We start from the raw sequence: 26,517 nt of genomic DNA, 5'->3' as shown, positions 1-26,517 counted from the left end.
TAATTAACCACCCATTGAGCGGGAAGAACGGGAACTTGAGCTGGCAGATGAACGCTGCATGGCAGATTGTTTCGCCACGGATTCACCAAACCCACCCCGGGTAATTGTGCTTGTGGTGGCGGGTTTTGGCGCCATCGCCGTTTTGGGGACGGTCATGCTGCGACCCCCCGCAGTGGCGGGACCATAGCTTTTACCTGTTGCATCAACAAACTTGCCGTTAGCCGGGCTGGCGGCCGATTTTGATGTGAACAGCGGTTGTGAGGGGGCTGAGCTGCCGCCCATTAAGCGTCCCATCATATAACCTGCCATCAAAGGCATCCAGAAACTGCCGCTGCTGTTTTGGGCCTGAGCCTGACCGACGCCTGCCTGAGCTGGGGGTTGGGTACATTGTTGTTCACCGAATTCCGCCACACACTCTTCGCGAGTCGCATATTTCGGCGCGGTTTTTTCCGCTTCTTTCAGGGCGTTGTTGTAGGCGGTCTTGCATTGTTCGCTTTGAGAAGGATTCGCCTGAGAACACTCATCGGCATTGGTATAGAGTGATACCGTTTCATCGTTCTGTTCACAGGCCGAAAGCATGAAAACCGCACTGACAGCAACCGCTACAGGTGTCAGGCGATAGCTTCGCCACGTTTTACGGAAGGAGTCGCGGTTTATCTCTTTTGTCCGTTTCATTGTCATAGGGGGCATCCATCTTGAAGGTATCTGATTAAGATTAAGAGCATCTTCCCATTTATCATGCCCAATGGGAATGACACTCAGGATAGGCTAAAAAACAGCCCACACAATCGGCGGGCTGCTTTCTTTATTAGTATAGCGTTTTTAATATAACGTTTTTCGAACGAGAACGATAGGGCATTAAATCAGCGAATTGATGGCGTTTTCATCTCTTTAATAATGCTGCTGGCCGAGGTTGAGATCTGTGTGCCCAACATTTTGTTCAATGCGATCAAATCGTTTTCATTCAGTGTGCCACGGGCCTGCTGGATATTTAACTGGGACAGCAGGTAAGTATACCGTGCTTGAGATAAGTTTTGCTTGGCTTGATACAGCTTGGTTGTGGCTTCCAGCACATCAACGATAGTACGGGTTCCGACCTGATAACCGGCTTCCATTGAATCCAGTGAACTTTGCGCAGAGAGTACGGCCTGTTTGTTGGCATCAACACTACTGATAGCGGCAGAGATATCATTGGAATTGGAATGGACGTCTTGTATCACCTTACGATAGGTACTTTCCAGATCCTGACTGGCGCTGACGAAATTATATTTTGCCTGCTCGACCTGAGAGTAGGTGGCGCCACCATTAAACAGGGGCAAATCCAAGGATAATTTAACTGAATTATCTCCGGTGTATCCATCCTTTCGTTCAATGCCGCGTTGATGGCTGTTGATGATCCCCGTGCTTGCGGTTAAGCCAATCGTTGGCATATAGCCGGTCTGGGACTCTTTGATCTGCTCGCGCCTTAAATCCTGTGTTAAACGTGCTGACAGCAGGCTCAGGTTACGGGCTTCGGCCTCTTTCAGTGCGGTATCAGCCGATTCAGGTTGTTTGGTGCTGAACTGGCCAATATTCAAGGCTGCCAGTTGTGGATAGTAAACCCCTGTAATCTGACGCAGTTTTTCCAATGCGTTATCCAGTTTATTACGATCGGAAACTTCAGTGGCCAGAATGGAATCATATTGAGCACGGGCATTTTGGACGTCAGTAATGGCAACCAGACCCACATTAAAGCGTTGGGTGGTTTGATCCAATTGGCGGTACAGTGAGGTCTTTTGCGCTTCTGTATAGGTCAGGGTATCAATTTTACTCAGGACGTCAAAATAGGCTTGGGCGGCATCCAGTATTAATTTCTGTTGGGCGGTTTGGTAATTGATGTCTGCAATCCCTGCACTTTTCTCAGATTGGTTCAGTCGGTTCCATTTCGCCATATCAAAGATGGTTTGGGTCAACTGTAAGCCTGCATTTGTGCCATGAGATTCGCTATTTCTATTATCGCGAAAGCCTTTGCCATAACTAACGCCCGCACTCAGACCCAATTGGGGCAATAAAGTACTGCGCGCTTCATTAATCTTTTCAACCACGGAATTGCGATCAGCTTGTGCCTTAAGTAATTCGGGATTGGTTTCTTTCGCCTGCTGATAAATCTGGAGTAGGTCGGCTGCATGACTTGAAGTACTAAAACCTACCAGATTGATAGCGATAAAAAGAGAGAGCAATTTTTTCATTTGCGTTCCTTGTTGTGCAGCTATTTTGCTTACGGTTGCCTCTGCATAAAAACGAATACCACAGATTCTAGCAGAGAATGCCAGCAGGGTAGGGTGGCTGTTTGTGCCATATTGCCTCATTTTTCATCCTGTTTGTATCATCAAAAGGAATTTATTTAGATCAATGCGGAAAAATGCCTTTTAATAATAGGAAATTTTTAAAAATAATCTGGAGATTTTATGCCTAAGGATCTTGCTGTTCCATGTACTTTTACTCAACAAGATGTGGAAATTCTGTCCCGAAAAACACTTTATCGCGGTTTTTTCAAAATGACGGAATATCAATTCAGGCACCGTTTATTTCGGGGGGGCTGGAGCGAGGCCATTAAACGTGAAGTATTTGAACGGGGTCATGCCGGTGTCTTATTACCTTATGATCCGGTGCGTGATGAAGTTGTTTTGATTGAACAAATCCGTATTCCGGCCATTGAAACCAGCCAGACACCGTGGTTGCTGGAAGTGGTTGCCGGCATGATCGAAGAGGGTGAAAACGCTGAGCAGGTCGTCCGGCGCGAAGCCGTGGAAGAAGCTGGCATTGAAGTTAAGCGCTGTCAGCCGGCACTGAGTTACCTTTCCAGCCCCGGCGGGACAACTGAACGCATGCATGTTTTTGTCGGTGAAGTTGATGCGACGACGGCGTCAGGGGTACATGGGCTGGCAGGCGAACACGAAGATATTCGCGTTTTGGTTGTGAGCCGCGAACAGGCTTATCAATGGGTAGAAGCGGGAGTGATTGATAATGCAGCTTCCGTTATTGCAATACAGTGGCTGGCATTGCACCATGAAAAACTTAAGAAAGTGTGGTTAGGTCATCATGCCTAATTTACGCCGGAAAACGGGAAGTGTGCCCCAGCCAGCAGATCTTCTGCATCAAGACACGTTAAAATAATCCTTATGATCGACAGGAAAAGGAAACCTTTTGGAAAGCCTGCTTGAAGTCCCTGTGGCAGAGGGTGCCACAGCCAGAATACTGCAAATCACCGATACGCACCTTTTTGCCAATAAAGGCGATTCGTTACTGGGCGTCAATACTTATCGCAGTTATCATGCTGTATTGGACGTGATCTTAGAGCAAAACCTCGCGATTGATTTGATTGTGGCGACAGGTGACTTGGTACAAGATCAAACCATCAATGCCTACCAACATTTTGCTGAGGGCATTGCCCGTTTGGCTGCGCCTTGTGTCTGGCTGCCCGGCAATCATGATTATCAACCCGCAATGGTTGACACGTTGGCAGCAGCAGGCATTTCACCTTCCAAGCAGATATTCATCGGGCAGCACTGGCAGTTAATTATGCTGGACAGTCAGGTACAGGGCGTTCCCCATGGCGAATTGACGGATTATCAGTTGGAGTGGATGGAAAAATGCCTGGATGAGCATCGTGATCGCCATACGATCATCATGCTTCATCATCATCCACTGCCGTCCGGGTGCACATGGCTGGATCAGCACAGTTTGCGTAATGCCCCCGAATTATCAGAATGCTTGAAAGGCAAAACTCAGGTGAAATCCATACTGTGCGGGCACATCCATCAAGAAGTTGATGAAATGTGGAACGGCATTCGCGTGATGGCAACCCCATCAACCTGTGTGCAATTTAAGCCGCATTGTACTAATTTTATGCTTGATACAGTGGCTCCGGGGTGGCGTTATCTCGAACTGGCTGTGACTGGCAATCATCAAGACGCGAAATTGCAGACACAGGTTCACAGGCTAAAGAGTAACGAGTTTTGCCCGGATTTAGATTCGGACGGGTATTAATGTCAACGTTACTTTATTTACATGGTTTCAATAGCTCACCGCAATCAGCGAAAGCGAAAATGCTGAAAACGTGGCTGCACCAGCAGTATCCTGAAATTAACATGTTGGTGCCGCAATTACCCCCTTATCCTGAAGAGGCGGCCATCTTACTGGAAGAACAGGTGATGGGACATGCCGGTGAAAATATCGGGTTGGTGGGTTCTTCCCTCGGCGGTTATCTGGCTATCTGGCTTTCCCAATGCTTTAGTTTACCCGCAGTGGTTGTCAATCCAGCGGTGCGTCCTTTCGACTTGCTTCAGAATTATCTTGGGGAAAACGTGAATCCCTACACCAAAGAGCGCTATACTCTTGAACCAAGTCACATGCACGATCTCAAAGTAATGCACATTGACCCGCTGGAATCACCTGATCTTATCTGGTTATTGCAGCAAACCGGGGATGAAGTGCTCGATTACCGTCAAGCTATTGCTTACCTGATGCCGTGCCGGCAGACGGTTGAATCTGGTGGGAATCATGCTTTTGTTGGCTTCGAATATTATTTCCCTCAAATCATCGACTTCTTGGGGCTAACCAGTGGCAATAGTAAAAAAATTGCCAAAAATAGGTAAGCGACTGGTATTATCTACAGTATATCAATACTGATTGGCCCTCTAATAACGAAGCAACCGACAGAATTACAACATGACTCAATCTAGTTACAACGCAGAGGCCATTGAAGTCCTCAGTGGCCTGGAGCCAGTTCGTCGTCGTCCTGGGATGTACACGGATACAACCCGCCCGAACCATCTGGCACAGGAAGTGATCGATAACAGTGTGGACGAAGCCCTGGCTGGTCACGCGAAGCATATTGAAGTAATCCTCCACAGCGATCAGTCTCTGGAAGTGATAGATGATGGCCGTGGTATGCCGGTTGATATCCATCCTGAAGAAAAAGTTTCTGCTGTTGAATTGATTTTGACCCGCCTGCATGCGGGCGGAAAATTTTCCAATAAAAATTACCAATTTTCTGGTGGCCTGCATGGGGTGGGGATCTCCGTGGTCAACGCCCTGTCCAAGCGCGTGGAAGTGACCGTTCGTCGTCACAGTCAGGTACACCAGATCGCCTTTGAACATGGCGAAAAAGTGCAAGAACTGGAAGTCATCGGCAGTTGTGGAAAACGCAATACCGGAACGAGTGTCCATTTCTGGCCGGATGAAAGCTATTTCGATATTCCCCGTTTTTCGGTCACTCGCTTGGCGCATTTGCTGAAAGCCAAGGCAGTATTGTGTCCGGGCGTTGAAATTGTCTTTAAGGACAAACTGAATGCTACCGAGCAGAAATGGTGTTATGCCGACGGGCTGACAGATTATCTGCTGGAAGCCGTCAACGGGCTGGTCACACTGCCACAAGCCCCTTTTGTCGGTGCATTTAGCGGGGATACCGAAGCGGTCGATTGGGCACTGTTCTGGCTGCCGGAAGGCGGAGAATTATTGGCGGAAAGTTACGTTAACCTGATCCCAACGGTACAAGGCGGAACTCATGTTAACGGCTTGCGCCAAGGTTTGCTGGATGCCATGCGTGAATTCTGCGAATTCCGCAATATATTGCCGCGTGGGGTGAAACTCTCCGCCGATGATATCTGGGATCGCTGTGCGTATGTGTTATCCCTCAAAATGCAAGATCCGCAATTTGCCGGCCAAACCAAAGAACGGCTCTCATCTCGCCAGTCGGCAGCTTTCGTTTCCGGCGTGGTGAAAGATGCTTTCAGCTTATGGCTGAACCAGCACATTCAGGATGCGGAGCAACTCGCTGAAATGGCGATCGCCAGTGCGCAGCGCAGAATGCGGGCGGCGAAGAAAGTGGTACGTAAAAAACTGACCAATGGCCCCGCCCTGCCGGGTAAATTGGCCGACTGTACTGTGCAGGATCTCAATGTGACCGAACTGTTTTTGGTGGAAGGGGATTCCGCCGGCGGTTCTGCGAAGCAAGCCCGTGATCGTGAATTTCAGGCGATCATGCCACTGCGTGGAAAAATCCTGAATACTTGGGAAGTCTCTTCGGATGAGGTGCTGGCTTCACAGGAAGTGCATGATATCTCCGTTGCGATTGGCATCGATCCGGATAGCGACGATTTAAGCCAGCTGCGCTACGGTAAAATCTGCATACTGGCGGACGCAGACTCCGATGGATTGCACATCGCAACCCTGCTGTGCGCCTTATTTGTCCGTCACTTCCCGACATTGGTGAAACGCGGCCACGTCTATATGGCCATGCCGCCACTGTATCGTATCGACCTCGGCAAAGAAGTGTATTATGCGCTGGATGAAGGCGAAAAAAGTGCCATACTGGATCGCTTGAGCCGTAAGCGGGGCAAGCCGAACGTTCAACGCTTTAAGGGATTGGGGGAAATGAACCCAATACAGTTGCGCGAAACCACGTTAGATCCCAACACTCGCCGTCTGGTGCAATTGACTATCGACGATGAAAATTATCAAGAAACCCTCGCAGTCATGGATATGCTTCTGGCGAAGAAACGTTCAGAAGATCGCCGTAATTGGCTGCAAGAGAAAGGTGATTCCATCGATATCGAAGTTTAATGCATGCATTTAGTGCATAAAATTGTGCGCATAAACAGAAATATAGCGCACAAAATAGTCAATGCAGATTCTGAGGAAATGAATACATGAGTGAGATAACTCACGACGGGGTGGAGCGCCAACCGCTTCACACGTTCACTGAAAACGCCTATTTGAATTACTCCATGTACGTCATCATGGACAGGGCGTTGCCGTTTATCGGTGATGGCTTAAAGCCCGTTCAGCGTCGTATTGTCTATGCGATGTCAGAACTTGGCCTGAGCAGCAGCGCCAAATTTAAAAAATCTGCCCGTACTGTGGGTGATGTGCTCGGTAAATACCATCCGCATGGCGATGGGGCCTGTTATGAAGCCATGGTTTTGATGGCGCAGCCTTTCTCATACCGCTATCCGTTGGTTGACGGACAAGGCAACTGGGGGGCACCGGATGATCCAAAATCTTTTGCGGCGATGCGTTACACCGAATCCCGTTTATCCAAGTATGCAGAATTATTGCTGAGTGAATTGGGGCAAGGCACCGTCGATTGGGTGCCAAACTTTGATGGTACATTGGAAGAGCCTAAGTGCTTGCCTGCACGCCTTCCTAATATCCTGCTGAATGGCACGACCGGCATTGCCGTTGGTATGGCGACCGACATCCCGCCACACAATGCCCGTGAGATAGTGAATGCACTGATTGCCATGCTGGATAAGCCGGATCTCTCGCTTGATGAGGCAATGGAATACGTCAAAGGGCCGGACTATCCGACGGAAGCTGAGATCATCACGCCAAAAGAAGATATCCGCAAGATCTACAAAAATGGCCGTGGCTCCGTGCGAATGCGGGCAGTTTGGTCGAAAGAAGAAAATAACGTCGTGATCACGGCCTTGCCTCACCAAGTTTCCGGCGCGAAGGTACTGGAGCAAATCGCCAGCCAAATGCGGGCGAAGAAATTGCCGATGGTGGAGGATCTGCGTGACGAATCTGATCACGAAAACCCAACCCGTTTGGTGATTGTGCCAAAGACTAACCGCGTGGATGTCGAACAAGTGATGAATCACCTGTTTGTCACCACTGATCTGGAAAAAAGCTATCGCGTTAATCTCAACATGATCGGCTTGGATAACCGCCCTGCGGTTAAAGGCTTGGTTGAGATCCTCAGTGAATGGCTGGTTTTCCGTCGCGAAACGGTACGTAACCGCCTGAACCATCGTCTGGAAAAAGTGCTTAAGCGCCTGCATATTCTGGAAGGTCTGCTGGCGGCCTATCTGAATATTGATGAAGTCATCCAGATTATCCGCCATGAAGATGAACCGAAAGCCGCATTGGTGCAGCGTTTTGGCTTAACCGAAACGCAGGCTGAAGCCATTCTTGAGCTGAAATTGCGTCAATTGGCGAAACTGGAAGAAGTTAAAATTCGTGGCGAGCAGGACGAACTGGCGAAAGAGCGTGACAAACTTCAGGCGATCTTGGGTTCTGAGCGTAAGTTAAACACGTTACTGAAAAAAGAGATTATTGCCGATGCAGAAAGCTACGGTGATGAGCGTCGCTCGCCATTGAAAGAGCGCACGGAAGCGAAGGCCATGAGCGATCATGACATTCTGCCGTCTGAACCGATCACCGTCATCATGTCAGAAATGGGCTGGGTACGTGGTGCGAAAGGGCACGAGATTGATCCGGCTGGCCTGAATTACAAATCCGGTGACAGCTTCCGCAGCGCGGCGCGCGGCAAAAGTAACCAGCCCGTGGTCTTTATTGATACCACAGGGCGCAGTTACTCTGTTGATCCGTTGGACTTGCCATCGGCCAGGGGGCAGGGCGAACCTCTGACGGGCAAACTGGCGTTGCCGGCCGGGGCATCGGTTGAACATCTTCTGATGGCGAAAGAAGAACAGAAATTCTTGATGGCGTCGGATGCCGGATATGGTTTTATCTGTACTTTCAGTGACTTGATTGCCAAAAACCGGGCTGGCAAGGCGATGATTACCTTGCCGGAAAATGCCAAGGTGATGCCGCCATTGGAGATTAACAGCGAACAGGATGACATGCTGCTTGCGATGACCAAAGCGGGTCGTATGTTGATGTTTCCGGTTGCTGATCTGCCGCAGCTTTCCAAGGGCAAGGGCAATAAGATTGTATCCATCCCGGCTGCACAAGCTGCATCGGGCGAAGATATGCTGAGTTGGTTACTGGTATTGCCGCCGCAATCTTCCATCACACTTTACTTTGGCAAGCGCAAGTTACTGCTTCGTCCTGAGGATTTACAGAAATTCAGGGCGGAAAGAGGGCGTAAGGGAACATCCCTGCCCCGTGGCTTGCAGCGTGTCGAGCGCGTTGAAGTGGAAATGCCCAAACCATTCAGTGAATCGTTGTAGGATAAAAGGTATTAATTATCATTTTAGGCCAGTGTCATACACTGGCCTTTCAGAAAGAGGCCACTATGCTAGCAATTATTCGGGGAATTATTGTTATTCTGTTTACGATACTGCTCTTTATTTTTGGATGTATTTACTGTTTATTCCGACCACGCCATCCAAGTCATGTGATGACCTTTGGTCGCGCATTTGGCAAATTGCATAAAGTGTTTGGTATTAATTTGCTGAAACGTATTCCGGCGGACGCCCAGGAATATGGGCCTAGCATTTATATCGGCAATCACCAAAACAATTTCGACATGATTACCATGTCGAATGCAGTACAACCCCGAACTGTTACGGTGGGCAAAAAAAGTCTGGTTTTGATCCCCTTTTTTGGCCAGCTTTATTGGCTGACAGGGAATATTTTGATCGACAGGGACAATCGGACAAAAGCCCATGGCACGATTTCACAGGTGGTCAATCAGATCAAAAAAAATCGGGTTTCGGTTTGGATGTTCCCGGAAGGAACGCGCAGTCGTGGCCGTGGACTGATGCCTTTCAAAACAGGGGCGTTTCATGCCGCCATTGCCGCAGGTGTGTCTGTCGTGCCCGTCTGTGTCTCTTCAACACATGATAAAATAAAACTGAATCGCTGGAATAATGGCACCGTTATTGTTGAAATGTTGCCGCCAATTGACACCACGAAATATACCAAAGATCAGGTGCGTGAATTGGCTGAACACTGCCGGCAAATGATGCAAACGAAAATCGAAGAGTTGGATAAAGAAGTTGAGAAACTTAATCAGCGTGGAAACTGAATAAGGATCGCGATATGATTGCGTTTAATAAATTAACGTTTTTATTAAACGCAATCGATAGAATAATAAATCCTGATAGCCACAATATCGGGGTATTCATCCCAGTCATTATTTGAATTGCATACCTGAGATTGTATATCTGAGAGTTTCAAACTTATTTCTGTCGTAGAGAGACTATTCCTTCTGTGGAGAAAATATGTCACTGAGTCGGCGCCAGTTTATTCAGGCTTCTGGTTTGGCAATGTGTTTAGGGGCGCTTCCTTTTGTGGTTCGTGCCAATAAAGATCAACAAACAGCATTGCCGATTCCTCCCTTACTGGAACCCCGAAGAGGGAAACCCCTGTTTCTGTCCATACAAGAAGCCACTTGGTCGTTTAATGGTATTAATAAGACTCATAATAAGACCCAAGTCTGGGGTATCAACGGACGTTATTTAGGGCCAACGATCCGGGTTCGTCGAGGGGATGATGTCAAACTGATATATAGCAATCGGTTGTCAAAATCGGTTTCCATGACAGTCGGGGGATTACTGGTGCCGGGCACCCTGATGGGCGGTTCGTCCCGTTTGATATTGCCGGGCGAAAGTTGGTCGCCGGTTATCCCGATAGATCAGCCTGCAACGACCTGTTGGTATCATGCCAACACCCCAAACCGCATGGCACAGCATGTTTATGCTGGTCTTGCCGGTATGTGGCTGGTGGAAGATGAAAGCAGCCAGCGTCTGCCTTTACCCAAACATTATGGTGTCGATGATTTTCCGATTATTTTGCAAGATAAGCGGTTAGATAATTTTGGTGTGCCACAATACAACCCGCCAGCGAATCAAGGTTTTCTTGGCGACACGTTGGTTGTGAATGGCGTCAGAAATCCTTTCGTGGAAGTGCCCAGGGGTTGGGTCAGATTACGCTTATTGAATGCGTCCAATGCCCGACGATATCAATTACAGCTCAGTGATGGGCGTCCTTTCTACATGATCGCGACTGATCAAAGTTTGCTGCCTGCCCCTGTGACGGTACAGTTATTGTCACTTGCACCGGGAGAGCGCCGTGAGGTCTTGATTGATATGTCGAAAGTGGAGAGTGTGACCATGACCGCAGGGGAATCTGCGGGGGTCATCGATCGTTTGAAAGGCTTGTTTGAGCCTTCAACCAAACTACTGTCAACCACGGTATTAACCCTGAAAGCCAGCGGGCTGCTGCCTTTGGTGACCGATCAATTACCGACTCAGCTCGTCGTCGATAATCCACAGATCAACGCCGCCATTCGCAGTCGTCAGATTGACTTAGGGACTTATTCACAAGGGATTAATGGTTCACTGCTGAATGAGAACCGAATCGATATCACCAGTCAGCAAGGCGCATGGGAACGTTGGATAGTCACAGCGTCAATGCCCCAGCCTTTCCATATTGAAGGGGCAAGGTTTAAAGTCATCAGCCTGAATGGTCATCGTCCAGAGCCACAGGATTATGGCTGGAAAGATACCATTTGGATTGAGGGGCGGGCTGAATTGCTGGTGAATATGATGCAGCCGTCTTATGCGCATTTTCCTTTCATGTACTACAGCCAGATATTGGAGATGGCAGACAGTGGCGTGGCCGGGCAGTTGCTGGTTAATCCTGCTGGCGTCTAAATGAAAATCCGTCACGGGTTGAATCCGATTCCACCACGGTTTCCGGTGGGTTTTAGGTAAATATTAGACAGATATTCTGTAAAATTGAGTAAGGTTGTTATTTTGGTGCTTATTTATGAAGTAATAGGTTGTTAAACAATGGATTGTTTAACAATTTATGTGCGAACTAACTATTTGTGGGAATAAGTGACTAATCTTATCGACTGAGAGTAACCCTTTCCGTATAGTGTCCCAAACTTTCATACTACTTGGCTGTAAGGTGATTTAATGATTATCAGCTTGATTGCTGCGATGGCTATGGATCGGGTTATTGGGATGGAGAACGCCATGCCATGGGCTTTGCAGGGTGATTTAGCCTGGTTTAAACGTAATACGCTCGGAAAGCCGGTTGTCATGGGGCGAGTGACTTATGAGTCGATTGGTCGTCCTTTACTGGGGCGTCTGAATATCGTGATCAGCAGTCAACCTGCCAGTGATGATCGGGTTACTTGGGTAAGCTCTATTGACGCTGCTTTGGCCGCCGCTGGTGATGTTGAAGAAGTCATGGTGATGGGAGGGGGAAAAATATATGAGCAGTTTATTCCTCTGGCTCACCGTATGTATTTGACGCATATTGATGCGGAAGTGATTGGTGACACGCATTTCCCTGATTATGAGCCTGATGAGTGGAATTCAACCTTTACCGAATACCACGACGCAGATGAACACAATTCACATAGCTATTGTTTTGAAGTTCTGGAACGCCGAGAGTGAGCCAACCTTGCGCACGGAGTGCTTTGAGGCACTCCGGCGTCACCGTTCAGATACCGTTTCAGGCTTACCATTTCTTATCATTTCTTATCATTTAGTGAATAATGACTTCTGACGGAAATACTGTTTATCCTCCCAACGGAGCAAGGTCAATTTCCCGCCCCAACAACACCCCGTATCCAGCGCGTAAATGCCGGCAGGTGTGCCCTGACCTTCCAGTGCAGCCCAGTGCCCAAAGGCAATGGAGTAATCTTCAGGAATGCGGCGCGGTAATTTGAACCAAGGTTTCAGTGGCGCAGGGGCATTTTCTGGTTTGGATTTACAGCTCATGTCCAGTTGACCGTTGGGAAAACAATAACGCATTCGGGTCAAGGCATTGGTACTGTAACGCAATCGGGCAAGACCACTTAACGCTGGCGTCCAGTTATTCGGCATATCCCCATACATTTCGTTGAGAAACAAGGGGTAACTGTCACTGCGAAGAATGGCTTCCACTTCACGGGCGCATATTTTGGCGGTTGCCAAATCCCATTGCGGGGTCAGCCCTGCATGTGCCATAACGAGTTTCAGTTCGTCATCGATTTGCAACACGGGCTGTTTTCTCAACCAATTGATCAACTCATCAATATCCGGTGCGGCGAGTAATTCAGCCAGCAAATCTTTCGGTTTATTGCGGCTGATTTTAGCGTAAACCGCCAACAGGTGAAGGTCATGATTGCCCAGCACGAGCTTCACTGCGGAACCGAGCTGCTTGATATAACGAAGTACGGCCAATGAATCCGGGCCACGGGCGACGAGATCGCCTGTCAGCCATAGAGTATCTTCACTGGGATTAAAATCGACTTGCTCTAACAAAGCGCGAAATTCACGATAACAACCGTGAATATCGCCAATAAGGTATGTCGCCATAATCATTAATTTATCAGTGTTGGAATAGCCAGCCGGAACACGGGAATGGCGACACGGAACGAACGACCATCGTGATCAACCATTTCATAGTGGCCTTCCATTGTTCCCAAAGGGGTTTCCAAAATAGCGCCACTACTGTAGCGATATTCTGTTCCCGGCGGGATCAAAGGTTGTTTTCCCACAACCCCTTCCCCTTGAATTTCGGTTTGGTGGCCATCACTGTTGGTAATACGCCAGTAACGGCTAAGCAGTTGCACAGGGGAATGCCCAAGATTGCGAATTGATATTGTATAAGCAAACACAAAACGTTGTTGTTCCGGCTGTGATTGGCTTTCTACATAAGTACTTTGTACTTGAATATAAACCCTTGGTTCATTGAGCATAGGTGCCTCCTGTTGCTGCAACGCTTGCTGATTGGTTTAGGCCACTTTAGGTTGAGATGATAACCAGTTTGCCATCTTACAATATTGCTCGACAGAGATGTTTTCGGCCCGCGTACCGGGATCAACGCCCAGTTCAGCTAACTGTTCAGCAGAAAAAAGATATCCAAGGCTATTGCGGAGCGTTTTTCTCCGTTGGTTAAATGCCTGAGTGGTGATCTGGGTTAACATGCGAATGTCCTGAACAGGATAAGGACTGTTTTTGTGTGGGATCAAACGCACAATAGCAGAATCCACTTTCGGCGCGGGTGTAAATGCCGTGGGCGGTACTTCAAGAATCGGTATTACCTGACAGTAGTATTGTGCCATTACACTCAAACGCCCGTAGGCTTTACTGCCGGGACCTGCAACAAGACGATTCACGACTTCTTTCTGCAACATAAAGTTCATATCAGCGATAGCATCAGTATAGCTGAAAAGATGGAACATCAACGGGGTAGAAATGTTATAAGGCAGGTTGCCAAATACGCGCAGGGGCTGCCCGTGCTCTTTGGCAATCTGATCAAAATCAACCGTCATTGCATCTTGTTGAATGATTGTCAGCTTATCTTTCAGTTTGGGATGAACATGCAGGCGAGCCGCCAAATCACGGTCAAGTTCGACGACAGTCATTTTATCCATGCGTTCACCCACTGGTTCAGTCAGTGCACCCAGACCTGGGCCGATTTCCACGATGGCTTGGCCGACCTGTGGGTGCATGGCATTGACAATACTCTCAATGATAAATTGATCGGTTAAAAAGTTTTGCCCGAAACGTTTACGGGCGTAGTGCCCTTGATGGACTTTGTTATTCATTACTGTTTTGTATCATTTTAATTGCTAGATTCAATGCGGTGATAAAACTACCCACATCAGCTTGACCTGTCCCCGCCAGCTCCAGTGCTGTGCCATGATCGACAGAAGTTCGGATAAATGGCAGGCCCAGAGTAATATTCACTGCCCTGCCAAAACCTTGGTATTTTAACACGGGCAGTCCTTGATCGTGATACATCGAAAGCACGGCATCGGCATGATCTAAATATTTGGGCTGGAACAGCGTATCCGCAGGCAACGGACCTTCCAGCCATATACCTTCCGCCCTCAGGCTGTCTAAGGCGGGAATGATGACATCGATTTCTTCATGTCCCATATGTCCTCCTTCACCTGCATGGGGATTCAGGCCGCAAACATAGATATGGGGACGAGGGATACCGAATTTCGTTTTTAGATCGTGATTGAGGATCGTGATGACTTCCCGCAGGGAATCAAAGGTAATCGCGTCCGGGACATCCAGAAGGGGCAGGTGCGTTGTTGCCAGTGCTACCCGCAGCTCTTCTGTTGCCAACATCATGACCACCCTTGGGCATTGGCTGTGGTCAGCAAAAAACTCAGTATGTCCGGTAAAAGGAACGCCTGCATCATTAATGACACCCTTATGCACAGGCCCGGTCACTAACGCTGAAAACTCTCCACTCAGGCAACCATCGCAGGCTTTTGCTAACGTTTCCGTGACATAAGTACCGTTTTTTCGGTTTAGTTCCCCGGCAACCGTCGGGGATTGAAGATCAACAGGCAGGATCGTCAGGGTGCCGGCAGCTTGTGATAAAGACGTCTGTTCAGGGGAATAAGGGTGTAGTTGCAGGGGTAAATTCAGTTGCCTGGCCCGTGAAAGCATCAGCTCCGGGTCGGCACAAACAACCAGTGGTATCGGCCACGCGTTTTGAGCAAGGGCAATAACTAAGTCAGGGCCAACCCCGGCTGGCTCGCCGGGGGTAATGATGATGGGTTTATTGTTGTGCATCGCTACTGTTTATTTATTGTGCATCACTACTATCAGAAATTTTCACATAAGCGGAGGCGCGTAATTCCTGCATCCAGCTTTGTGCCTCTTCATTGAATTTACGGTTGAACAGCAGGCGATAAGCACGATCTTTCTGTGCCGCATCGGTTCTGTCAACTTTGCGGCTATCGAGCAGTTGAATTAAGTGCCAACCGAAAGAGGAGTGAACAGGCTGGCTGATCTCACCTTTTTGCAGTTTCATCAGTGCATCACGGAAAGCCGGATCGTAAGCACTCGGCAAATTCCAACCCAATTCCCCACCGCGCAAGGCTGAACCGGGATCTTCAGAGTGCTCTTTTGCGGCTTCTTCGAAGGAAATTTTACCACTTGAGATCGCTTCCCTGAGCTGCATCAACTCGTTGCGTGCCTGATCGTCATTCAAGATTGGAGATGTTTTCAACAGAATATGGCGAGCATTGACTTCGGTGACGGCAATTGACGTCTGACCGCCACGGATGTCATTCACTTTCAAAATGTGGAAGCCAACACCGGAGCGGATTGGACCAACAACCTGACCTTTCTGTGCAGATTGGAGCTGTGCAGCAAACAGGGATGGCAATTCTTGCAATTTGCTCCAGCCCATATTACCCCCTTTCAGGGCTTGGCTATCACCGGAATAGGTGAGCGCCAATTTGCCGAAATCCACGCCATTCTTGAGTTCAGACAAGATTTTTTGGATCGTGGTTTCTGCTTTTTCGACTTGCTCCTGACTTGGATTTTCCGGCAGGGGGATCAGGATCTGGCTGATATTTAACTCACTGTCCTGACTATTTTGGCTGCTGATTTGGTTAGCCAGCGAATCCACTTCCTGTGGCAGGATAGTGACGCGGCGGCGTACTTCGTTATTACGGACTTCCGCAATCAGCATTTCCTTGCGGATCTGATTACGGTAGGTATCAAAGTTAATCCCTTCTGCGGTCAGATTTTGTTTCAACTGGGCAAGGCTCAAATGGTTTTGGGCCGCAATATTTGTGATCGCAGAATCTAAGGCTTGATCAGGAATTGTTATCTGCATCCGGTCGGCCATTTGCAGAATAATATCATCCGTAATCAGGCGCTCAAGGATCTGATGACGCAATGCTTTCTCATCCGGTATTTGCTGGCCTGCATGTTTTGCATTCAGTTTAACGGATTGTAAAAGGCTGTTGACATCACTTTCCAGTACGACATCATTGTTAACAACGGCAGCGACCTTATTAAGCTCTTGCGGAGCGGCCATTGCGACAGAGTTTACTGAAAACATCAATCCGAAAATGAGCGATCTCCAGTTCTTCATACATTTCCCATCATATCAATCCCGCCTTGGCGGGGTTATTTTGTTTACATTGCGTTTATCGGTATCAGAATGCGCGTTGGTATGGAAGAATACCTTGCTGCAACATTTTCTGACTACCTAAACTATGATTGTTACTTAAGCCACGAAGTTCAACATTGAATGACCATTTATTGTCATATTGGCTGCTGTCGAAGCGCCAGTCGGTGATCTTGCGTTCATAACCCACATTAACCGCCCAGCAGCATGTGTTGTATTGCAGGCCGACCATCTGGCTGGCTGGCTGTTTTTCTTTCGTATCGTAGTAATAAGCCCCGACAAACGCCCAACGATCTGATAATGGCCAGCTTGCCACCATGCCAACCTGAGAAATCCCTTGCTGATAAGCCGGTAATTGTCCGAGAGTCGCTTGAATATAGTCCCGATCGACAAAACGATAGTTTAATTGCAATATGCGGTCAGCATCATGGCTGTATTCCATGACGGCATTACCCATCGTCAGGCTGCCCAGGCGATTATCGTATTGCAGCCCGCCTTTGAAGCCCCAGGAATCATTGATTTTCCAGTGTACATCTCCAGCCCATGTTGTGGCTCCCGTTCCCTTTTTATTTCCTATGATATCCTTACCACCTGAAATAGCGTCGGTATCTTCGGTACGTGGGCGTTCAAAGTAGTAGATTTGACCTACGGACAGGCTAAAACGTTCAACTAAATCTTCATCATAAATGCGGGTTGTCACACCCGTGGTAAATTGATTGGCTGATGAAATGCGGTCCAAGCCACTGTAAAAACGGTCGCGGAACAATCCGTTATAGTCCGATTGCAGCAGGGAAGAATCAAAGTTGTTGATATTTTTTTGATTTTTATAAGGGACATAGAGATATTGAACGCGCGGCTCCAGCGTCTGGGTATAGTTCTGGTTAAAATACATGGCGCGTTCAAACACCATTTTCGCATCTGATTTAAACACAGGCAGAACCCGGTTTACCGATCTCTCCAACCCAGCCGTTTGCGGATTATTTTGGATGGTATCAGTAAGATCCTGCTCGTAATGCGTTGCCATCAACTTAAATTCATTATTGATACTCGCCCAGCCATTAGAGAGGGGCAAGTTAATGGCAGGTTCAAAATGCCAGCGTGTTGCATCTGGCCACAGATTGCCAACACTGGTAAATTTCGCTATCTGGCCGTAGGCATGAAAATCAAATGGCCCCAGCGCATTCTTATAATAATTGAGATCCAGTTGGGGTTCAGCCCGATAGGCTTTTTTGCTTTCACTCGGCGTAAAGATCTGGAACTGTTTGGTGGTCAGTGTGGTGTTCCAGTTTTTCTGGGCATAGCCAATACTGAACTTCTGGGCGGCATAACCATCGGTACTGGAACCGTATTGTGACGTGAAGTCATTAAAGTAGTTTGGATCACTGACTTTGGTATAGTCAGCGCTGAAACGCCAAACCTGATCCATGACACCACTGTGGTTCCAGTAGAATAACCAACGGCTGTTACTCTCCCGCTCCGGCCTGGCATTGAGTTCTTTATCCTCTTTATACAGACGGTCACGCCCAATCCAATCCAGGGCAACAGTACCTGAACCCGCCTTGGTTAAGTAACGGAACTCATTATCCAGCTTTAAACCGCGCATCGTAATGAGATGCGGGGTGATCGTGGCGTCATAGTTGGGGGCAATGTTCCAGTAATAGGGCAGCAGGAATTGGAAACCATCTTTATTGGAAAAACTGGCGTTGGGGATCAAGAAACCAGAACGGCGTTTATCCCCAATGGGCAATTGCAAATAAGGGCTGTAAAACACCGGCACATTGGCAATGCGAAAACGGGCATTCCAGATTTCAGCGACTTCCTCTTCACGGTCAAGGATCACCTCAGAACCCACGACGCTCCAGCTATCATTACCGGGCAAACAGGACGTGAATATCCCATTATTCAAGATGGTATAGCGGTTCTCATCACGCAGCATCATCTTATCTGCGCTACCCCGTCCTTGGCGGCCAACCATCTGGTACTTGCCTTGTTCCACGTCGGTATCTTTATTGTTCAGATTGGCCCAAGCGCGTGGCCCCTTCAGGATAATCTGAGGGTCATCATAGCTGACATTACCGACGGCGGTCACCGTGCGGACAGGTTCTTGATCCTGAGTCTGTTCGAGCCGGACTTTATCGGCTATCAGCGTTTTATTGCCCTGTTGGATATCAACATTGCCAATAAACTCAACCGCATTGGGATATTCACCGTGAGTATCGTCGGACTTAATGTAAATTGGCAGTTTATTAGGATCACCTGTGATAATCGGCTTATCGTAAGCAGGGACACCCAACATACATTGCGCTGCAAGGTCAGCATGAGCTTGCTGACTGTAAAGTGCTGCCCATACCATTGTGGCCAGCAGGGTAGGATAACATTTATTCATAGATGTTTATGCGGTTCCGTCATCAGAGGCATCGTGCCGGCAAACGCTCAGAGACTAACGTAGTTGAGAGAGATGCGCCAGAATAAAGTTTAACTTTGCTAATCTTGTTGTTAGGCACAAAGCCTAATGGATAGTATGATAATGCAAAATAGCGCTCAGGGCATTGGGGAATTGAAGACGATATGCAGTATTGGGGAAAATTATTCGGATTGATATTCGGGATCGCGTCTGGTGCTGGTTTTTGGGGAATTGTGATTGGCTTGCTGTTGGGTCACCTGCTTGACAAAATCAGGCTGCAAAAACTGGGCAGAACCCCTAAAGGCCCAACCCGGCAGGCGCTGTTTTTCCGCAGCACTTTTCAGGTACTGGGGCACCTGACCAAAGCAAAAGGGCGGGTAACCGAAACGGATATCCAACTTGCCAGCCAACTGATGAACAGGATGCAACTGCATGGTGAAGCTCGTCTTTCCGCACAGCAGGCATTCCGTGAAGGCAAGCAGCCTCAATTTCCTTTGCGTGAAACCTTGCGACAATTACGCCGTGCTTGCTTTGGCCGTTTTGACCTGATCCGCATGTTTCTGGAAATTCAGCTACAAGCCGCATTTGCGGATGGCGAACTGCATCCCAATGAAAGAAAGGTGCTGTTTGTGATCGCTGAAGAGTTAGGGATTTCCCGCATTCAGTTTGAGCAATTTCTTGCCATGATGGAGGGGGGACGCCATTTCGATGGGCACCAGCAGGGTGGGCAATACCAGCAGCATGGGCATTATCACGCCCCCGGGCAGCCCCGTGCGACACTGGAAGATGCCTGTAAGGTGCTGGCTGTCAAGGAACAGGATGATGCCACAACCATTAAACGCGCTTATCGAAAACTGATGAGTGAGCATCATCCCGATAAGCTGGTGGCAAAAGGTTTACCACCAGAAATGATGGAACTGGCGAAACAAAAAGCGCAGTCTATCCAAGCCGCCTATGATTTGATCAAAAAAGAGAAAGGCTTTAAATAACGTTTATAGCGATCATATTCATCAAAACAATCATATCTGTTAAAACAAGCGTTTTCGTTAAAAATCCGCTTCACACTCAAAATGCATTGGCGTGCCATAAGCGGGGTGGGTGATAAATAGCGCTTGGGCATGTAATTGCAGGCGCGGGGCCAGTTCTCTTGCCTGCGCGTGAGCATAGAACGTATCACCCAGAATAGGGTTGCCAAGTGCCAGCATATGTACGCGAAGCTGATGAGAACGGCCTGTGATCGGTGCCAGCCTGACACGGGTTGCCTGAGCTTCATACGCCAGAACCTGATACTCAGTTTGAGCTGACTTGCCCGTTTCAAAACAGACTTTTTGTTTCGGGCGATTCGGCCAGTCGCAGATTAAGGGCAGATCCACCAATCCTTTTTCTTGCGCCATCTTTCCCCAGACCCGCGCGATATAGACTTTTTTCGGCTCACGCTCACGGAACTGACGTTTTAACTCACGCTCGGCGGCTTTCGTCAGCGCGACGACCATGATCCCGCTGGTCGCCATATCCAATCGATGAACGGATTCGGCTGCGGGAAATTCAGCTTGTACCCGCGTCATGATACTGTCCTTGTGCTCTTCTGCTTTACCCGGCACAGAAAGTAATCCACTGGGTTTATTGACAACCATAATGTGCTCATCCTGATACAGCACATGTAGCCAAGGATCAGTCGGGGGATGATAAGACTCCAGCATAGTGGCTCCAGTGAGTTGGAAAAATCGAGTTGGAAAAAATCGAGTCGGAAAAATGACGGGGCGCATTCTATCAGCATCTGGCTTAGTATGTGAGATAAAATGTATGTGAGATAAAACGTATGTGAGATAAAACTCAGGGGAATATCGTGGAGAATACCCCTGAGTTTACCGTTAGCCAATCGCTTTTACTTTCTTATTGATGAGAAACCACCACCAAACGAATGGCATCCAGACGCCAGTTTGCTTGATCAAGATTAAGCAGCGCATGTTTATGCTCAGATTTAATCGCGTCCAGCTCATCATCACGGATATTCGGGTTAACCGCTTTCAGGGCTTCCATGCGTGACAATTCGGTCAACAGCGCTTCATCGGCTTCTTTCTTCGCCGTCTTAATCAACCCACGCGCTTGCTTTTCAACCAGCGGTTCAGATTGTTGCAAAATCGCGTGAACCTCCTTCTGTACCGCATTCACCAGCTTGCTGGCGTTATGGCGGTTGATGGCATTTAACTGGCGGTTGAAACTTTCAAATTCTACCTGAGGCGCCAGATTGGTGCCTTTCAGATCCAGCAGGAGGCGCACAGGCGTTGGTGGCAAGAAACGGGTCAATTGCAGGTGCTTCGGCGCTTGGGCTTCAACAACGTAAATCAACTCAACCAACAACGTTCCGACCGGCAGTGCCTTGTTTTTCAGGATGGAAACGGCACAACTGCCCGTATCGCCTGACAGGATTAAATCCAGGCCATTGCGAATGATGGGGTGTTCCCAGCTAAGGAACTGAGTATCTTCGCGGGACAGGGCTTTTTCACGGTCAAACGTAATGGAGCAGCCATCTTGGGGTAAGCCGGGGAAATCCGGCACCAGCATATGATCGGAGGGATGCAGGGCAATAATATTGTCGCAGCGATCTTCCTGATTGATACCAATGATATCAAACAGATTCAGGGCAAAATTCACCAGATCTGTGTCTTTATCCTGTGAAGCAATCTTCTCCGCCAGTTTCTGGCCTTGTTCGCCGCCGTTAGAGTTCATCTCCAGCAGACGGTCACGCCCTTGTTCCAGTTGCTGTTTCAGCTTCTCATGATGCTCGCGACATTCCGCAATAAACTCATTGAAGCCCGTTTGCTCATTTGGCTTGGCGAGGAAATTCACCAGAGTTTCATAATATTTGTCATAGATGGGGCGGCCGGTTGGACACGTGTGCTCAAAGGCATCCAGACCTTCGTGATACCAGCGCAGGAGAATGGATTGCGCCGTATTTTCCAGATAAGGCACACTGATCTTGATGTCACGGCATTGGCCGATACGATCCAGACGACCGATACGCTGTTCCAGCAAATCAGGGTTGAAGGGCAAATCAAACATGACAAGCTGATTGGCAAACTGGAAGTTACGGCCTTCTGAGCCAATTTCAGAACAGAGCAGCACTTGTGCGCCCTCTTCTTGAGAAGCAAAGTAAGCGGCAGCCCGGTCGCGCTCCAGCAGGGACAGGCCTTCGTGGAACACAGCACTGCGGATGCCTTCGCGTTCACGCAAAACTTGCTCCAGTTGCAGCGCCGTTTCTGCTTTGGCACAGATCACCAGCACTTTTTCATCGCGATTTGCCAGCAAGAAACCCATCAGCCACTCTACGCGGGGATCGAAATTCCACCATGTGGCGTTTTCCCCTTCGAATTCCTGATAGATCCGCTCAGGATAGAGCATATCTTTGGCGCGGGCTTCCACCGTCTTTTTGGCGCCCATGATTTCAGACACCTTGATTGCCGTCTGATATTGGGCTGGCAAGGGTAGCTTGATCTCGTGCAATTCACGATGCGGGAAGCCTTTCACACCACCACGGGTATTACGGAAAAGCAGTCGGCTGGTGCCGTGGCGATCCATCAACATGGTGATCAGTTCGCGGCGGGCATTGTCGCTCTCTTCATCCTGATGGCTGTTTGCGGCTTTCAGCAGCGGTTCAATATCCTGCTCGCTGATCAGTTCGACAATGGTATTTTGCTGGTCATTCTTCAGGGTTTCACCGGACAACAGTAACGTGACGGCATCCGCGACAGGGCGGTATTTCTGTTGTTCATCAATAAAAGCCTGATAATCGTGGAAACGATTAGGGTCCAGCAGGCGCAGGCGGGCAAAGTGACTCTCTTGCCCCAATTGCTCCGGGGTTGCCGTTAACAGTAAAACTGACGGGATTTGCTCTGCCAATTGTTCGATAACTTGATATTCGCGGCTGGGGGATTTTTCGCTCCATGTCAGATGGTGAGCTTCATCCACCACCATTAAATCCCAGCTTGCTTCCAGCAGCAGTTCAAAACGCTGCTTATTGCGGCGAACAAAATCCAGGGAACAGATAATCAACTGTTCAGTTTCAAACGGATTATCGCTGTCATGCAGCGCTTCGCTGTATCGGCTATCATCAAACAGGGAAAAGCGCAGATTGAAACGGCGCAGCATTTCGACCAGCCACTGGTGTTGCAGGCTGTCTGGCACAATGACTAACACACGGTCAGCACGTCCGGCCATCAATTGCTGATGGATAATCATACCGGCTTCAATGGTCTTGCCCAGACCGACTTCATCCGCCAACAAGACACGCGGCGCGTGACGCTTGCCCACTTCATTGGCAATGTGTAATTGATGAGGGATCAAACTGGCACGAATACCACGCAGTCCACTTTCTGCCAGCCGGAACTGCTCGCTTTGGTGTTTACGGGCGCGAAAACGCAAAGCAAAGCGATCCATGCGGTCAATCTGACCGGCAAACAGGCGATCCTGTGGTTTGTTAAACGTCAGCTTGCTATCCAGGAAAACTTCCCGCAAGCAGATATTTTCTTCTTCCGTATCCAGACGAGTACCAACATAGATCAGCAGGCCATTATCTTGTTGGACGTCACTGATCTTGAGTTTCCAGCCTTCGTGACTGGTCACGGTATCATCCACATTAAACATAACGCGGGTGATGGGGGAGTCATTGCGTGCGTAAAGGCGGTTTTCTCCGCTGGCAGGGAAAAGTAACGTCACCATGCGCGTATCAAGCGCCACGACGGTTCCTAATCCAAGTTCGCTTTCTGTATCGCTTATCCAGCGTTGACCAAGAGTAAATGGCATAAATTTTGGCTCAGTTTTCTGTTGACAATGTTATTTATGGTTGCAGGATGGCTGCTTTTGTTGGATATCGATTGTTTTGGATATCGATTGCATAGGTTTTGAAAACGGGCTCACAAAAGTGCAGTAGCCCATTAGAGGGGCGCTATGTTAATTGAAGCAGGGCAAGCCGTCACCTGCAAAAATATCCATTACTCGAAAGAGATGCTCATTTGCCCTGTTAGCAGGGGCATAAAGTCATCTTGAATAAAGGGCAGGATGGCATCGGCAATCGGTTTCAACTGTTTATTGATATAGTGTGCATAATCGGGTGCCGAGGTTGGGTTTTCCAAGGGTTCAGGACCTGCCTGAGTGATGATGTAGTTGATCCAACCGCCGTTTTGGTACTGTAGCGGACGGTGATGCTGTTGATTATACGCATCCGCCAGACGAGCCGCCCGCACATGGGGAGGAACATTACGCTGGTAATCAGACAACTGACGGCGTAGCCGCTTACGGTAAACCAGACGATCATCAAACTCACCGGCCAGTGTCTTGGCGATATATTCCCGAATATAATGTCGATGCGGTTGTTGATGAAAAATCAGGGTGTATAACTCCTTCTGGAATATTTGTGCCAGTGGCGTCCAGTCAGTCCTTACCGTTTCCAGCCCTTTGAAAATCACCTTATCCCCGCTTAATCCGGCATAACGTTTTTTACTGCCTTGCTCTGCGCCCCGTACCGTTGGCATCAGGAAACGCCGATAATGCGTTTCAAACTCCAATTCCAGCACACTTTCAAGATTGAATTCAGTTTTGAGGTGATCCTGCCACCATTGGTTGACAAATTGTGCCAGGGAATGCCCGATTTGACAGGCGTCTTCTTCTGAATGAGGGTGTTTTAGCCAGACAAAGGTTGAATCTGTATCGCCGTAAATCACCTGATAGCCTTGTGATTCGATTAACTCACGGGTTTGGTGCATGATTTTGTGACCACGCAGAGTAATGGATGACGTCAGGCGAGGATCAAAAAAATGGCAGCCGGAAGCGCCAAGCACACCATAAAACGCATTCATAATAATTTTCAGGGCTTGGGAAAGCGGCGCATTCTGCTGCTTTTTGGCTTTTTCACGCTCATGCCAGATTTGGGTGACAATCTCCGGCAGGCAATGTTGTGTTCGGGAGAAAAGCGCCTGACGAAAACCGGGCACGGACTGTTTGCTGTCAGGATTGGCAAGACCTTCAACCAGCCCGACCGGATCAATTAAAAACGTGCGGATAATCGAAGGATAGAGACTTTTGTAATCCAGCACCAACACCGAATCGTATAACCCGGGGAACGAATCCATCACGAAACCACCAGGGCTGTTGTCATCGGAATAAGTTGGCAGAACGGGAGCAACATAGCCAATACGGTGCATTCTTGGCAGATAAAGATGAGTGAATGCCGCGACAGATCCTCCGCTGCGATCGACCGCCAATCCTGTCACTGTGGCGCGTTCCAAGAGGAAAGCCATCAAATCCGTCTTTTCAAAAATACGATTGACCAGAATGCAGTCTTGCAAATTATAGCGGGCGAGGGCGGGCTTATCTTCCTGAAAGCGACGATTGATCTCATCCATGCGGTCATAAGGATTATCGACGGCTTTCCCTTCCCCTAACAGTTCGCGCGCGACGTATTCAAGGCTGAAAGAGGGAAAATTCCAGGTGGCGGTTTTCAGGGCATCAATGCCATCAATAATCAGGCGACCTTCTGCCGAGGCGAAAAAGTGCCCTGGTTTAAAACCGTGTTCTCGCCATTCGAGCAACGCCTGATGGCGCCCGAATCTTAACGGCACGTTATAGCGTTCAGCATGTTGTTGTAACACCCGTAAATCAAACTGAACCAGATTCCAGCCAATAATGGCATCAGGATCATAATCAGCCAGCCATTCATTGAGTTTTTCCAGCATCATCGGACGACTGGCAACATACTCCAGTTTGAAATCGAGATCTTGGGGCGTCCCGTTTTCCGGCCCTAACATCAATACGGTTTTCTCACCGCATCCGGCCAAGCCAATGGAATACAACTCTCCGTGTTGGCTGGTTTCGATATCCAGTGACACCCATTTCAAATCAGGCCGATAAGTGGGATTGGGCTTCATTTGATAACTGCCGTCGGGTTTCTGGCTGAACCAAACGGGAGCAGTAATAAAGCGCTCCATCATAAACCTATCGGGAGGACGAATATCGGTTTCGTAGAGCGGGACATCTTGCTGTTTAAGGACTTTTTCCAGTTGTTGCAATTGACGATATTGCCGGCAATACAAGGCAGAAACCGGTTGGCGCTGGAAATCTTTCAATGGCAGGGCTTTCAGTTCGCAGTGCCGTTCTTGTGCCAGCAACGGTGTTACTTTAGGCAGATCGTGTTGAGGAACAAAGGCAACCGCTTTTTGGCGCGGGATCGTGATACGGCGTGCACCCGCCTCCGTCGCCAGCCAATACACCAATTCGATACCCGAGGGTGTCTCTTTCCAATGACGGCTTAGGATAAAACCTTGTTCAGCGTGATTTATCTGCATAATATTTTATCTTGTGATAAATAAACCCTATTTCATTTTGCGAAAACCACTTCAATCATAGCATTAAATCTGGTTATTTATACAGTATTTTTTGGATAAAAATTTGAGATGGACAGAGCCTTTTATCATTTCCCTGTAGCACGAGGCGCAAAG

General features: G+C 48.5%; 20 protein-coding genes. 9 read left to right on the top strand and 11 right to left on the bottom strand.

The features are described from left to right. Positions 1-3: 3 nt before the first annotated feature. Both PSI17_RS00730 and tolC read right to left on the bottom strand, forming a co-directional pair. Positions 4-675, bottom strand: a complete 672-nt coding sequence (locus tag PSI17_RS00730) for a DUF1190 family protein (RefSeq protein WP_273550154.1) — start codon at positions 673-675, stop codon at positions 4-6. Positions 676-863: 188 nt separating this feature from the next. Next, positions 864-2,228 carry an outer membrane channel protein TolC gene (tolC, locus tag PSI17_RS00725; protein WP_273550153.1) on the bottom strand — a complete coding sequence of 455 codons (1,365 nt, stop codon included), beginning with the start codon at positions 2,226-2,228 and terminating at the stop codon, positions 864-866. 219 nt (positions 2,229-2,447) lie between these two features. Between tolC and nudF the strand changes: the two genes are divergently transcribed. The 8 genes from nudF (at position 2,448) to folA (ending at position 12,143) form a co-directional block, all read left to right on the top strand. Then, positions 2,448-3,089, top strand: coding sequence for an ADP-ribose diphosphatase (nudF, locus tag PSI17_RS00720; RefSeq protein ID WP_273550107.1), 642 nt, complete (start codon positions 2,448-2,450; stop codon positions 3,087-3,089). Between the two features lie 97 nt (positions 3,090-3,186). Further along, positions 3,187-4,029 carry a 3',5'-cyclic-AMP phosphodiesterase gene (gene cpdA / locus PSI17_RS00715; RefSeq protein ID WP_273550106.1) on the top strand — a complete coding sequence of 281 codons (843 nt, stop codon included), beginning with the start codon at positions 3,187-3,189 and terminating at the stop codon, positions 4,027-4,029. Continuing rightward, positions 4,029-4,637 carry an esterase YqiA gene (gene yqiA / locus PSI17_RS00710; protein ID WP_273550105.1) on the top strand — a complete coding sequence of 203 codons (609 nt, stop codon included), beginning with the start codon at positions 4,029-4,031 and terminating at the stop codon, positions 4,635-4,637. The genes cpdA and yqiA overlap by 1 nt, the downstream gene beginning before the upstream one ends. Before the next feature lie 73 nt (positions 4,638-4,710). Continuing rightward, positions 4,711-6,606 (top strand): DNA topoisomerase IV subunit B, encoded by a 1,896-nt coding sequence (parE, locus tag PSI17_RS00705; protein ID WP_273550104.1) that lies wholly within the window; start codon positions 4,711-4,713, stop codon positions 6,604-6,606. Between the two features lie 86 nt (positions 6,607-6,692). After that, positions 6,693-8,960, top strand: a complete 2,268-nt coding sequence (parC, locus tag PSI17_RS00700; protein WP_273550103.1) for a DNA topoisomerase IV subunit A — start codon at positions 6,693-6,695, stop codon at positions 8,958-8,960. Between the two features lie 65 nt (positions 8,961-9,025). After that, positions 9,026-9,760, top strand: coding sequence for a 1-acylglycerol-3-phosphate O-acyltransferase (locus PSI17_RS00695; RefSeq protein ID WP_273550102.1), 735 nt, complete (start codon positions 9,026-9,028; stop codon positions 9,758-9,760). 196 nt (positions 9,761-9,956) lie between these two features. Further along, entirely contained in the window at positions 9,957-11,390 is a 1,434-nt protein-coding gene (gene ftsP / locus PSI17_RS00690; protein WP_273550101.1) for a cell division protein FtsP, read from the top strand. A gap of 267 nt (positions 11,391-11,657) precedes the next feature. Further along, positions 11,658-12,143: a type 3 dihydrofolate reductase gene (gene folA, locus PSI17_RS00685; protein ID WP_273550100.1), complete on the top strand. Its 486-nt coding sequence runs from the start codon at positions 11,658-11,660 to the stop codon at positions 12,141-12,143. 87 nt (positions 12,144-12,230) lie between these two features. Here the strand turns inward: folA and apaH are convergent, their stop codons facing one another. The 6 genes from apaH to lptD all read right to left on the bottom strand — a co-directional run bounded on the left by apaH (position 12,231) and on the right by lptD (position 19,006). After that, positions 12,231-13,049 (bottom strand): bis(5'-nucleosyl)-tetraphosphatase (symmetrical) ApaH, encoded by an 819-nt coding sequence (gene apaH / locus PSI17_RS00680; RefSeq protein ID WP_273550152.1) that lies wholly within the window; start codon positions 13,047-13,049, stop codon positions 12,231-12,233. A gap of 5 nt (positions 13,050-13,054) precedes the next feature. Then, positions 13,055-13,432 (bottom strand): Co2+/Mg2+ efflux protein ApaG, encoded by a 378-nt coding sequence (gene apaG, locus PSI17_RS00675; protein WP_045972618.1) that lies wholly within the window; start codon positions 13,430-13,432, stop codon positions 13,055-13,057. 36 nt (positions 13,433-13,468) lie between these two features. Beyond that, complete coding sequence (rsmA, locus tag PSI17_RS00670) at positions 13,469-14,284, bottom strand: 16S rRNA (adenine(1518)-N(6)/adenine(1519)-N(6))-dimethyltransferase RsmA (RefSeq protein ID WP_273550099.1); 816 nt, start codon at positions 14,282-14,284, stop codon at positions 13,469-13,471. Continuing rightward, a complete protein-coding gene (pdxA, locus tag PSI17_RS00665; RefSeq protein ID WP_273550098.1) occupies positions 14,277-15,269 on the bottom strand; it encodes a 4-hydroxythreonine-4-phosphate dehydrogenase PdxA in 993 nt (330 codons plus the stop codon). The genes rsmA and pdxA overlap by 8 nt, the downstream gene beginning before the upstream one ends. Before the next feature lie 13 nt (positions 15,270-15,282). Next, entirely contained in the window at positions 15,283-16,584 is a 1,302-nt protein-coding gene (gene surA, locus PSI17_RS00660) for a peptidylprolyl isomerase SurA (RefSeq protein WP_273550097.1), read from the bottom strand. 64 nt (positions 16,585-16,648) lie between these two features. After that, on the bottom strand, positions 16,649-19,006 hold the full coding sequence (lptD, locus tag PSI17_RS00655) for an LPS assembly protein LptD (protein ID WP_273550096.1): 2,358 nt from the start codon (positions 19,004-19,006) through the stop codon (positions 16,649-16,651). Between the two features lie 182 nt (positions 19,007-19,188). Here lptD and djlA point away from each other — a divergent pair, with 182 nt between their 5' ends. Further along, a complete protein-coding gene (djlA, locus tag PSI17_RS00650) occupies positions 19,189-20,013 on the top strand; it encodes a co-chaperone DjlA (RefSeq protein WP_273550095.1) in 825 nt (274 codons plus the stop codon). Positions 20,014-20,070: 57 nt separating this feature from the next. Here the strand turns inward: djlA and rluA are convergent, their stop codons facing one another. From rluA to PSI17_RS00635, 3 genes are all read right to left on the bottom strand, one after another. Next, complete coding sequence (rluA, locus tag PSI17_RS00645) at positions 20,071-20,724, bottom strand: bifunctional tRNA pseudouridine(32) synthase/23S rRNA pseudouridine(746) synthase RluA (RefSeq protein WP_273550094.1); 654 nt, start codon at positions 20,722-20,724, stop codon at positions 20,071-20,073. A 193-nt stretch (positions 20,725-20,917) separates the two neighbouring features. Then, positions 20,918-23,827 carry an RNA polymerase-associated protein RapA gene (gene rapA, locus PSI17_RS00640; RefSeq protein ID WP_273550093.1) on the bottom strand — a complete coding sequence of 970 codons (2,910 nt, stop codon included), beginning with the start codon at positions 23,825-23,827 and terminating at the stop codon, positions 20,918-20,920. Positions 23,828-24,015: 188 nt separating this feature from the next. Beyond that, positions 24,016-26,358, bottom strand: a complete 2,343-nt coding sequence (locus tag PSI17_RS00635; protein WP_443255984.1) for a DNA polymerase II — start codon at positions 26,356-26,358, stop codon at positions 24,016-24,018. Positions 26,359-26,517: the final 159 nt, after the last annotated feature.

Source organism: Xenorhabdus sp. IM139775, assembly GCF_028598745.1.
Lineage (GTDB): Bacteria > Pseudomonadota > Gammaproteobacteria > Enterobacterales > Enterobacteriaceae > Xenorhabdus.
The sequence above is the reverse complement of the archived record's forward strand: the minus strand, read 5'-3'. Positions and strand labels throughout refer to the sequence as shown.